Origin of the sequence: Ensifer sp. SSB1 (assembly GCF_016652895.1) — a bacterium.
In the GTDB taxonomy this organism is placed as follows: domain Bacteria; phylum Pseudomonadota; class Alphaproteobacteria; order Rhizobiales; family Rhizobiaceae; genus Ensifer.
In genome coordinates this window covers 1-3,756 of sequence record NZ_JAEPRP010000321.1, presented here as the reverse complement: position 1 = coordinate 3,756, position 3,756 = coordinate 1, and the positions used below count along the sequence as shown (strand labels likewise).

The 3,756-nt window shown below is 60.8% G+C and carries 6 protein-coding genes; all 6 read left to right on the top strand.

Going from position 1 to position 3,756, the window contains the following annotated elements; genetic code table 11:
* Window positions 1-557: 557 nt before the first annotated feature.
* Entirely contained in the window at window positions 558-707 is a 150-nt protein-coding gene (locus I8N66_RS36620) for a hypothetical protein (protein WP_291165336.1), read from the top strand.
* 438 nt (window positions 708-1,145) lie between these two features.
* The gene (locus tag I8N66_RS36615) at window positions 1,146-1,499 is read left to right on the top strand and encodes a metalloregulator ArsR/SmtB family transcription factor (RefSeq protein ID WP_291165333.1); all 354 of its coding nucleotides are present in this window, start codon (window positions 1,146-1,148) and stop codon (window positions 1,497-1,499) included.
* Complete coding sequence (arsN2, locus tag I8N66_RS36610) at window positions 1,496-1,936, top strand: arsenic resistance N-acetyltransferase ArsN2 (RefSeq protein ID WP_291165331.1); 441 nt, start codon at window positions 1,496-1,498, stop codon at window positions 1,934-1,936. The genes I8N66_RS36615 and arsN2 overlap by 4 nt, the downstream gene beginning before the upstream one ends.
* Before the next feature lie 15 nt (window positions 1,937-1,951).
* Entirely contained in the window at window positions 1,952-2,479 is a 528-nt protein-coding gene (locus I8N66_RS36605; protein WP_291165328.1) for an arsenate reductase ArsC, read from the top strand.
* The gene (arsB, locus tag I8N66_RS36600; protein WP_291165325.1) at window positions 2,479-3,537 is read left to right on the top strand and encodes an ACR3 family arsenite efflux transporter; all 1,059 of its coding nucleotides are present in this window, start codon (window positions 2,479-2,481) and stop codon (window positions 3,535-3,537) included. The genes I8N66_RS36605 and arsB overlap by 1 nt, the downstream gene beginning before the upstream one ends.
* A 2-nt stretch (window positions 3,538-3,539) precedes the next feature.
* On the top strand, window positions 3,540-3,756 hold a 217-nt coding region (locus I8N66_RS36595), incomplete at its 3' end, for a glutaredoxin domain-containing protein (RefSeq protein WP_365888445.1).

Genomic DNA, 3,756 nt, shown 5'->3' with positions numbered 1-3,756 from the left:
CAGCGTTGTAAGAGACGTGTGAGCGTCTCGACAAGGCTCGGGGACGCTCTACCAGTATCTGAGCTGGGAGTCTTCTCATGTTTAACCAATGCGAAAATCCGAACGCAGCCGGCCATGTCGATCCGCGATGCCTGTCGACAAAGCACTGTCGATCATGGAGGAGGTCGAGGGCACCGCGATTGACAGCATCTGCCTGGCGGCGCTCAAGAGAGCACTCTTGAGAATGGATAGACAAGCTTCAAGGGCCGCCTGAGCACTGGTATCGAAGCGCTTTTACAGGGCTTCGAACATTTTGCCTTGCACTGCCCGGGCGTCGCCCAGCAAGAGCTATGAGAGAACGACATGTTCTAGAGCATTACAAGGGTCACGCTCGACTGTCGGCTTACCAACATTAAGAGCCTCCGCCAGGAGGCATCCGCCGGCCTCCGCGGGTGTCCCATAGGCACTGGCTATCACAAAGGGTACATCGCTCGTCCGAAGGACCTCCGCCACTGGCGTCACCGTGCCGTCCTTCGTGCCAGCAGGAAAGAGCGGAACGGTCGACCACTGTCGGCGGATTGTTCGGCAGTGCAGGTCTTTCGGCAGTTCTCGGCGTCAACGACGCCTACGCCGCCGGCATCGCCGCGCTGTTGATCGTCATCGGCTCGGTCGCAGCCTTCATGTTACTCACTGGCCGCTGGTCGGTGAACCGCGCGCCGGCCCGCTGACATGTGGAACGCGTATCATCGCCGGTGGGCTCGAGCTCGCCGGTCTCATCTGGCTCGTTGTCGAGATCCGCGGGGACAGCGCGCAGTCCGTCACCATCAAGACGCCGGCCGAAGTGTTCCGCGCACATTTGCAAGAGGGAGGCTGAACCCCTGCCCTGAAAACCGGCGTGTTGCACTTCAGTTAGGATCTCCCAAAGGTGAACATCACAGCAACGAGCCGTGCAAGGCTCTTGGGAGCACGATTCTGTCCGCCCCTAAGGCGGCGTCCATGCTTAGGTCTGTGAACGGCAGCATTGTGCCCCATGTCGGCCATGGAGCCCAACTTGGCCACTGCCCCAAAAGCAGACGTTTGGCTGGACGACTTAATTTGCCCCAGGACGGACGTTGAAAAGATTAGCCGCCTGTTGACAAAGGCAATATATCTATTATTCTGGATATATGGATAATAACGAAGCAATCGCGGCGCTTTCCGCACTCGCCCAGACCACCAGGCTCGAGACGTTTCGCCTTCTCGTCCGGCACGAGCCCGATGGCGTGCCTGCCGGCGAGCTAGCCCGAATTCTCGATGTGCCGCAAAACACCATGTCGGCACATCTCGCGACGCTGTCGCGCGCAGGCCTTGTGACAAGCGAGCGGCAGAGCCGTTCGATCATCTACCGGGCCGATCTCCAGGGACTGCGCGGCCTGACGCTCTTCTTGCTGAAAGACTGCTGCGGCGGATCGGCGGAACTCTGTGCGCCGCTTATCGCAGAACTCACGCCCTGCTGTGCTCCCGAGGTGAAGCCGTCATGAGCGACATCAGACTGGAGCCAGTCCCGGGAAGCGATCCGGAACTAAAACTGGCGCTTTCGGCTTCCGGTCTTCCAACCGAAGACCTCGAAGACGCTGGGCGCTCGTTTTTCCGGGCTGTTTCCTCCAACGGCGGCACGGTTGGTTATGCTGGCATCGAGGCGTGCGGCGACGACGTGCTTCTCAGGTCGATAGTCATATTGCCCGAGCATCGTGGCAAGGCGCTTGGAAAATCGCTGACCAGGGAAACGCTGAAGGCCGTCAACGAAGGCTCGGCAGTCTTCCTGGCGACGACCTCCGCCACGACTTTCTTTGAAAGCCTTGGCTTCACTGTAATCGAGCGGCCAGATGTGCCGCCCGCCGTTCTCGCGACCCGTCAGCTGTCGAGCATCTGCCCGGCATCGGCAACGATCATGCAATTCAACAGAGCTCCGACCTAACCACGGAACACAACCATGACCGACAAGACTTACAACGTGCTCTTCTTGTGCACGGGCAACTCCGCACGTTCTATTCTCGCCGAATCCATCCTCAACAATGAGGGTGGTGGGCGCTTCCGGGCGTTTTCCGCGGGCAGCCAGCCCAAGGGCGAAGTCAATCCGCATGCCCTGAACGAACTCGAAGCCCTCGGCTATTCTGCGACTGGCTTCTCGTCGAAGAACTGGGACGTCTTCGCGCAACCAGGCGCGCCCGAAATGGATTTTATCTTCACCGTCTGTGATAACGCGCACGGCGAGGCCTGCCCCGTATGGATCGGTCATCCGACGACCGCGCATTGGGGTGTCGAGGACCCCGCGGCCGTTGTCGGTTCCGAGGTCGAAATCCAGCGCGCCTTTGCGACGGCCGCGCGTTTCCTCAAGAATCGGATCACGGCCTTCGTCAGCCTTCCGCTGGCATCGATCGACCGCCTGGCGCTCGAAACGAAGCTCCGCCAAATCGGCGCGATGGAGGGTTCGACGGCAATCCAGGGAAAGTCCGCCTGATGTCTACCTTCGAACGCTACCTCACCATCTGGGTCTTCCTCTGTATCGTCGTCGGCGTCGCCCTCGGTCATTTGATACCCGGTGTTTTCCAGGTCATCGGCGCGGCGGAGGTCGCGAAGGTGAACCTGCCAGTCGCCATCCTGATCTGGCTGATGATCATCCCGATGCTCATCAAGATCGACTTCCGCTCGCTGGCGCAGGTCAGCACGTACTGGCGCGGCATCGGCGTGACCCTGTTCATCAACTGGGCCATCAAGCCGTTCTCCATGGCGTTGCTCGGATGGCTCTTTATCGGATGGCTGTTCCGTCCTTATCTGCCGGCTGACCAGATCGACTCCTACATTGCTGGCCTTATCATCCTTGCGGCTGCGCCCTGTACCGCTATGGTGTTCGTCTGGAGCAACCTGACGCGCGGCGAGCCGCTGTTCACGTTGTCCCAGGTAGCACTCAACGATGCGATCATGGTCGTCGCCTTCGCCCCAATCGTCGGACTGCTTCTCGGATTGTCGGCGATCACCGTACCGTGGGACACGCTCGTTCTGTCGGTCGTCCTTTATATCGTGGTCCCGGTCATCATCGCTCAGGTCCTGAGAATGCGGCTGACCGCCGACGGCACGACGAAGGCGCTGGACGCCATGCTGGCGAAGCTGCAGCCGCTTTCGCTTGTGGCACTGCTGGCGACGCTCGTCCTTCTCTTCGGTTTCCAGGGCGAGCAGATCATCGCGCAACCGACGATCATCGCGCTGCTGGCCGTCCCGATCCTGATCCAGGTCTACTTCAACTCAGGCCTGGCCTACCTCCTGAACCGGATGTCGGGCGAGCGCCATTGCGTCGCCGGGCCTTCGGCGCTGATCGGGGCCAGCAACTTCTTCGAACTCGCGGTCGCCGCAGCCATCAGCCTGTTCGGCTTTCAGTCCGGTGCGGCGCTGGCGACCGTCGTCGGCGTGCTCATCGAGGTTCCCGTGATGCTCACGGTCGTCTGGGCCGTGAACCGCACCAGGGGCTGGTACGAGGCAGCACCCGCCGTCTCCCGGAACACCATTACCGAAAGGACATGACAATGGACGTCACCATCTATCATAACCCGACCTGCGGCACGTCCCGCAACACGCTGGAGATGATCCGCGCAGCCGGGATCGAACCGACCGTGATCGAGTATCTCAAGACACCGCCGGCGCGCGACGAGTTGGCAAGGATGATCTCCGATGCCGGTTTGACCGTCCGCCAGGCGATCCGCGAGAAGGGCACGCCTTACGCGAAACTTGGACTCGACGACC

Coding starts and splice junctions, on each gene's coding strand:
- I8N66_RS36615 (WP_291165333.1), top strand. CDS start 1,146: ATGGATAATAACGAAGCAATCGCGGCGCTTTCCGCACTCGCCCAGACC.
- arsN2 (WP_291165331.1), top strand. CDS start 1,496: ATGAGCGACATCAGACTGGAGCCAGTCCCGGGAAGCGATCCGGAACTA.
- I8N66_RS36605 (WP_291165328.1), top strand. CDS start 1,952: ATGACCGACAAGACTTACAACGTGCTCTTCTTGTGCACGGGCAACTCC.
- arsB (WP_291165325.1), top strand. CDS start 2,479: ATGTCTACCTTCGAACGCTACCTCACCATCTGGGTCTTCCTCTGTATC.